Source organism: Desulfobacter latus, assembly GCF_013389365.1.
GTDB lineage: Bacteria > Desulfobacterota > Desulfobacteria > Desulfobacterales > Desulfobacteraceae > Desulfobacter > Desulfobacter latus.
Map to the genome: position 1 here is coordinate 1 of NZ_JACADJ010000112.1, position 7,028 is coordinate 7,028.

Here is a 7,028-nt window from a genome sequence, read left to right on the forward strand (position 1 = left end):
GAATTAAAAGAGGTTTGTACAAATGGTCGAAGGGCATAATCAACGCTGATCTGAACGGTGCATTAAACATCATTCGAAAAGAAGTTCCTGAATCCCTTAATGAACTTATAAGGATAAGGAATAGAGGTTGTGGGTTTCAGCCATTTAAAGTGCTTGCATTTTAATAAAAAAATTCTATTTGAGTCGTAAGTTTAATTCTTTAAATTACTATTTGATATAATTTTGTAACCTGCGAATAATAAAAAGTGTTCAGTTTCAAAAAAAATATAAAAATTTGCCTCAGTCAATCAAGGATAAAACCAAGAAACAACTGAGGCTTTTACTAGATGTTTTAAAAAAGCCATGAACTACTTTAGGGTTTTTTATATTTTTAATATTGTTGACTTTTTATAAGAAAATATGTGTAACCTACAAAGATTTTAAAACTTTCGTTAATAAAAGAGCCAAAATGTTTAAATTCATCCACGCAGCTGATATTCATTTAGACAGTCCATTACGCGGGCTGTCAAGATATGAGTCCGCCCCTGTTGATGCCATTAGAGACGCGTGCCGAAGAGCCTTTAAAAATCTGGTGGATCTGGCGATAGAAGAAAAAACGGCGTTCGTACTTTTAGCCGGAGATCTCTATGACGGAGATTGGAAGGACTACAGCACAGGAATTTTCCTGAGCCGGCAGATGGGGCGCTTAAACCAACATGATATACAAGTATTTTGTGTTGCCGGAAACCATGATGCCGCAAATCGAATGACCAAAGCCCTGGATACGCCCTCAAACATGAAAATTTTTTCTGCCGGAAAAGTGGAAACGGTAAAGTTGAAAGAGTTGTCCGTTGCCATTCATGGGCGCAGTTTCAAAACCCGGGAGGTTTACGAGAACCTGGCAGCGGGATTTTGTCAAGCGGAACAAGGCATGTTCAATATCGGGCTGCTGCATACCAGCCTGGATGGCCGGGAAGGACATGCAGGCTATGCGCCGTGTTCCCTGGATGATCTTGTCTCAAAGGGCTATCAATACTGGGCATTGGGCCATATCCATAAACAGCAAATCGTTTCTGAAGACCCTTTTATTATATTTCCCGGGTGCATACAGGGCCGTCATATTCGGGAACGCGGCCCCAAAGGCTGTGTTGTTGTCACGGTTGAGGACGAAACCGTCAAAAAGATTGAAAACATTCCCCTTGATGTTCTGCGCTGGACGCAAATAGAAATTGATCTGACCGATATTGAAGAACGTCGGGATCTCCTGGAAAAGATCAGGGAAACCATCGAACAAGAACAAACCTCGGCAGAGGACAGGCCCCTTGCCATGAGAATAAAATTGGCCGGTGCGACAAAACTGTCTGATCAACTGGCTGCGTTTCCGGAAAAACTGGAACAGCGGATTAAAGCGCTTGGGGCTGAAATCGCAGGCGACACCCTTTGGATTGAACGGGTTGAAAACAAAACCCAGGGAAAATATGATTTGGAAACAACCCTGGCCGATGACAATGCGCTGGGAAAATTACTCAAGTCGATTATCTCAACACCGGATGATATTGATCGAATAGATGGGTTGGCGGATAAGATAGCTGAACTTCGGCAAAAAGTTCCCCCACAAGCGTTTGGGACCGATACGATATTAGACCTGAACAATGCGCAAACCATCACGCGAATAACCCAAGACGCCAAAAAAATGCTGATCGGCAGGATGCTTTCAACAGGGGGTGAACATGAGAATTAACCGCCTGGACCTCATGGCCTTCGGTCACTTTACGGAAAAATCTTTAGACCTGTCTGATGGTGATCTGGGATTACATATTATTTACGGTGATAACGAAGCCGGGAAAAGTACATCATTAAGAGCGCTTGTCGGCTGGCTGTTCGGCATTGAAACCAGGACAAAAGATAACTTTCTTCATTCAAATCCAACGCTTCGGATCGGCGGAGAATTACAGCTTTTAGATGGAGAAAAAATCGAATTTATCAGAAGAAAAGGAAACAAAGACACCCTGCTTCAATATGGAAGCAATGCGCCCTTTGATGAAAGCCGGTTCACACGGTTTCTGCCTGCCGGCATTCATGAACCCCTTTTTACGAAACTCTGGGGGATTGACCATGGCCGGTTAATTGCCGGGGGTCAGGAACTCCTGGAACAATCCGGGGATCTTGGCCAGGCGCTATTCAGTGCTGCGGTGGGGACAGCGAATCTTAGAAAAATCCTGGCGGACATGCAAAACAGTGCGGTGGATATTTTCAAACCCCGGGGCTCCAAGGCCCTGTTAAACAAGGCCATCTCAGATTATAAAGACGCGCAGAAGAGAATGCGCGATGCCACCCTGCCCGTTTCCAACTGGAAAGCCCTGCAAAAAAATTTATCAAACATACATGCCGATATCCGTGGGGTTGAACAACAGATCAATGAAAAAAACAAACAAAAAAACCGTCTGGAGAGAATCAATCGTGTCAAGGGCGCCCTGGCCGAACGTCGAAACTATCTGGCAAAAATCGAAGCATTAGGCACTGTGTTGCTGCTGCCGCAAGATTTTGCAGATCAACAGAGAACCGCCGGTGAAACGCTTCAGGAGGCATTAAATTCAAAAGAACGTCTGGAAGCCAAATTTGACGCCTTAAATAAAGAGTTCGACGCCCTAAGTATTCGGGATGATCTGCTGAGAAATGAAGATGCGATTTTAAGGCTGTACAAAGATCTTGGTGCGGTTGAAAAAACAATTGTGGACCGGCCCCGGCAGGATGGAAAAAGACGTCTGTTGCGCAATGATGCCCAAACGCTGTTGAAAGGTATCCGGCCTGACATGGGGTTAGATGACGCCGATCAACTCCGGCCCCTTCTCAACAATAAAAAATGGATCGCGGGATTGGTCCGGAAACACAGTTTATTGACACAAAAAAAAGCAGGGTTAAAAACCCAGTTAAAAAATCTTCAGGACGAACAACAATTACTTAAAAATAGATTTGAAGATATATCACAAAGTAAAATTGATTTACTGCAGTTAAAAGCCTCAATTGCCTCAGTACACAAAGCAGGGGACATTGAACAACGCCTGGATGATATTAAACTTCAGGCCGCACAGCAAAACGCAGCCTGGCAAAATGAATTTGCAAGGCTGGGGAACTACCATGGCACTGCAGAGGCATTGTTATCTGTGGTTCTTCCGGTTTCTGAAACCATAGACCGGTTTGAAAAAGAAAACGATGAACTGACGGAAAGATTTAAAACGGCATTCCGGAAAAAACAAGAAACTGAAGAAGAAAAGAAACAGGCTCAACAGGAGTTAAACGCGTTACTGTTAAGGGAAGACGTCCCCCAAATTGCTGACCTGGAGGCATCCAGAAAAGAGCGAGACCTGGAATGGGCGTTAATAAAACAAACATATATCCAAAACCCGGATATCCGTGACGCGCGTTTGACATATACACAAGACACTGATTTAACAACGGTTTATGAGAGAAAAGTCAGGCAGGCAGATAATATATCGGACCGCCTGAGGCTGGATGCAGACCAGGTGGTTAAACGGGCGGAACTGGAAGCCCAAATTGATGGCATGGCGTCTCAAATCAATGATCTGTCAACGGTTATCGAAAAGACGAAAAAGGATCAAACGGATTTTGATATCAGATGGGCAGACATTTGGACGCCTTTGAATATTATTGCCGGTACTCCTCGGGAAATGAAGCAATGGCTGTTCAAAGCCGAAAGGCTGATCGAAAAGATACAAACCGCAAAGGCTGTTTCAGCCGACAAAGAAAAATTGTCTGACGCGTGCGGTCAGTTAAAAAAAATGATTGCAACCCAGATCTTCCAATTTGATCCTTTGCAGAGGACAAAAGGAAAGCGCCTGGACGCTCTGATTTCATTGTGTGAACAGCAAATTGAACAAGAACAAAAAGAACGCGACAAACGAAATGAAATCGAACATTCTTTGAAGGATGCTGACATTCGCTTAAAGCGTACCCGGGATGAACTTAAAACAGTTAAAAATGATTTAACAGCCTGGTCCGATGAGTGGAAAAAAGCAATAAAGGGATTAAGCCTGACCCCTGATGTGCATCCGGAAACAGCCACGGAAACATTCGACAGCCTGGTATTGTTCTTCCAAAAAATCGATCAATCTGAAGAACTGCGCAAAAGAATTTACGGCATGGATAAAGTTGAAAAAGACTTTCATCTTAAAGTTTACGAATTTGCCCAAAATATCAAATTAAAAACAGACGCCCAAGATGCAGTGACCATTGCGGCTCAATTGCATCGAGATTTAAACGCGGCCCGCGAAGTCCGGGCAAGCGCCGTCAAACTCAAAGAACAACTTGATGAAAAAGCGCAGGAAATCAAAGCGGTCAATATTACGATCCGCCATACACAGGAAAAAATTATCGAATTAAAAAAGAAAGCCGGGGTTGAAACGGATGAAGCACTCATCAAGGCCGCTGAAAAGTCAGACAATAAGAGGGAATTATTAAAAACCATTGAAACCCTTGAACAGGAACTTAATCGTAATGGTGACGGATTAAGTATTGAGGCGCTGGAAAAAGAGTTAAGCAGTTGTGACATTGACGCCATAGAAGCTGAGATTGAAAAAATAGCCATTGCGCTGGAAGAACTTCAATCCCAAAGGGACAATTTACGCGATCAACGGCGGACAATTCAAAATGAAATCGAAGAAAACGATGGGCGGGCATTGGCAGCCAACGCGTCGGCACAAGCAGAAGCACACCTGGCCGACATCGCCCAGCACGCTGAACATTATCTGCGCTTCCAGATCGGCGCACTCATCCTTGAGCAGCAGATAGAAGAGTACAGAAAAAAAAATCAGGCCCCTGTTTTGGGCAGAGCCGGTGAATTATTCTCAAAACTCACATTGGGGTCTTACACAGGTCTGAGAGATGAGCTGGATGCTTCCGGAAAGCCGATACTGCTTGGTGTTCGACCAGACGATCACGAGGTGGCCATCGCCGGCATGAGTGACGGGTCCCGGGATCAACTCTATCTTGCCCTGCGCCTGGCTACGCTTGAGCAGCATATAAAAAAAGAGGAACCCATGCCCTTTGTTATAGATGATATCCTTATCGGGTTTGATGATGATCGAACCCATGTCTGCCTGGAAGTACTGGCGCAATTATCAACAAACATTCAAGTACTGCTTTTTACGCACCATAAACGGGTGCTGGAATTGGCAGATCGCTGCAATGAACGAGCTAGGATTTTTCAGTACAGGATTTCTTAATAAAATAAAATAACATTACACGTAAGGAGATTACAATGTCCGTTATCACCATCTCAAGAGGTTCTTACAGTCGCGGAAAAGAAGTTGCCGAAAAGGTCGCCGCCGAACTGGGGTATGAATGTATTTCCCGTGATATTCTGCTGGAAGCATCGGAAGAATTCAATATCCCGGAAATCAGACTGATCAGGGCGCTTCATGATGCGCCGTCCGCCCTTGAAAGATTTACCCACGGCAGGGAACGCTATGTCAGTTATATCCGTAAGGCACTCTTACAGCATATCCGGAAAGACAATATTGTTTATCATGGACTGGCAGGGCACTATTTTTTACTGAATCTCCCCAATGTCCTGAAAATCAGAATTGTATCGGATATAGAAGAACGTGTGCAAGAAGAAATGAGGCGGGAAAATATTTCCGAAGAAAAAGCACGTTATATTCTGAAAAAAGATGATGACGAGCGAAGAAAATGGGGGCTGAGATTATACGGCATTGATACATGGGACAGTAAACTTTATGATATGGTCATCAATATAAAAAATCTGTCAGTTGAGGATGCCGCAGACCTGATCTGTCGGACGGTTCGAAAATCCCATTTTGAAACCACACCAGAATCGGAAAAAATTCTTGATGATGCCCTTCTTGCCGCAAAAGTTCATGCAGCGCTTGTGAAAACATTTCCGAAAATCATTGTCACAGCCAATGACGGTGTTGTCAGTATCGGCGATCCGGAAGCTCCGTCGGACATTAAAAGAGATGCCTCTGATAAAATAAAAGGCATTGCGGAAAATGTTGACGGAGTTAAAGAGATTATTATGGGGATACACAAAAGAACCGATGACCATCATACAGTCAATCCTTTCCACAATATATGAAGGACTCGGCCGGGGTCAGGCCATTCACCAATAAAAAAAGCAGCCGAACGGCTGCTTTTACAATCTTTATGGGGTGAGTGACCGGGATTGAACCGGCGGCAACCAGGGCCACAACCTGGTGCTCTACCAACTGAGCTACACCCACCATGAAAAACTCTGTATAATTATCAGAACCGCTTTTTTTTTTCAAGTATTTTTTTTACTATTCATTAGACATTATATCGATTTTTAAAAATGAGCTACTTGAATCCAAGCAAACCCAGGAAGGAAAAGAAAGGGTTAACAAGCCAACGCTTTACAAGAATTCACCATTTTCAAGCACTTCAGATCAACTTTACTTTATTTTGATTTATACGAAGCAATACCCAACTCAAACTGTGCAAGGTCAACTGTTTGGCATTTCTCAATCGAAAGCAAATTTATGGATTCACTACCTTTTGCCGAAAGGTAGTACTCTATTGCAGGATACTGGTTTTCAAGGCTTTTCCCCTGCAGATGTTCTAATTTTGCAACCAGCTAACTAAAAAACCAAGAGGTAAAAATTTGACTCATGAGCAGAAAATCATAAACGGCGGTATTTCAAGAATAAGGATCAGAGTAGAACATGTTGTGAGCGGCATTAAGAGATGCAGAATTGTTAAAGACAAATTGAAGAAATCTAAGGGAAAGCCGGATGCGGGAAATCCGCACGTCCGGTTTGACGAGGGGGGAAGCGGGTGCGTGAGCACAAAGTTGTTCCCCTCGCCAACCACAAACGATATGGATGGGTGTGTGGTGAGCGAATCCAAGAACCAAACAACTCTCTCTCTGTTCCTTTCTTCTTACTCATTCTTACCCGTCGAGTATGAATGATGAGAAATTCCTGCTTCATAGAGTGTGCCCGAACAAACTGCTTAGGTCTCATTTCCTCTCCACAGGCTTAAAATTCCGTAGA

General features: G+C 43.8%; 4 protein-coding genes and 1 tRNA gene. 4 read left to right on the forward strand and 1 reads right to left on the reverse strand.

Annotated features, from left to right (window positions below):
- Positions 1-448: 448 nt before the first annotated feature.
- Genes HXW94_RS17750 through HXW94_RS17760 form a run of 3 tightly spaced genes read left to right on the forward strand, consistent with a single transcriptional unit; the run spans position 449 to position 6,094 of the window.
- A complete protein-coding gene (locus HXW94_RS17750) occupies positions 449-1,720 on the forward strand; it encodes a metallophosphoesterase family protein (protein WP_178368233.1) in 1,272 nt (423 codons plus the stop codon).
- Entirely contained in the window at positions 1,710-5,222 is a 3,513-nt protein-coding gene (locus HXW94_RS17755) for a YhaN family protein (protein ID WP_178368234.1), read from the forward strand. Before HXW94_RS17750 ends, HXW94_RS17755 begins: the two co-directional genes overlap by 11 nt.
- A 35-nt stretch (positions 5,223-5,257) precedes the next feature.
- Positions 5,258-6,094 carry a cytidylate kinase family protein gene (locus tag HXW94_RS17760; protein ID WP_178368235.1) on the forward strand — a complete coding sequence of 279 codons (837 nt, stop codon included), beginning with the start codon at positions 5,258-5,260 and terminating at the stop codon, positions 6,092-6,094.
- Positions 6,095-6,163: 69 nt separating this feature from the next.
- Here the strand turns inward: HXW94_RS17760 and HXW94_RS17765 are convergent.
- Positions 6,164-6,239: transfer RNA gene (locus HXW94_RS17765), tRNA-His, on the reverse strand.
- Positions 6,240-6,318: 79 nt separating this feature from the next.
- Here HXW94_RS17765 and HXW94_RS20465 point away from each other — a divergent pair.
- Complete coding sequence (locus HXW94_RS20465) at positions 6,319-6,618, forward strand: helix-turn-helix domain-containing protein (RefSeq protein ID WP_425484226.1); 300 nt, start codon at positions 6,319-6,321, stop codon at positions 6,616-6,618.
- The last annotated feature ends 410 nt before the right edge of the window (positions 6,619-7,028 follow it).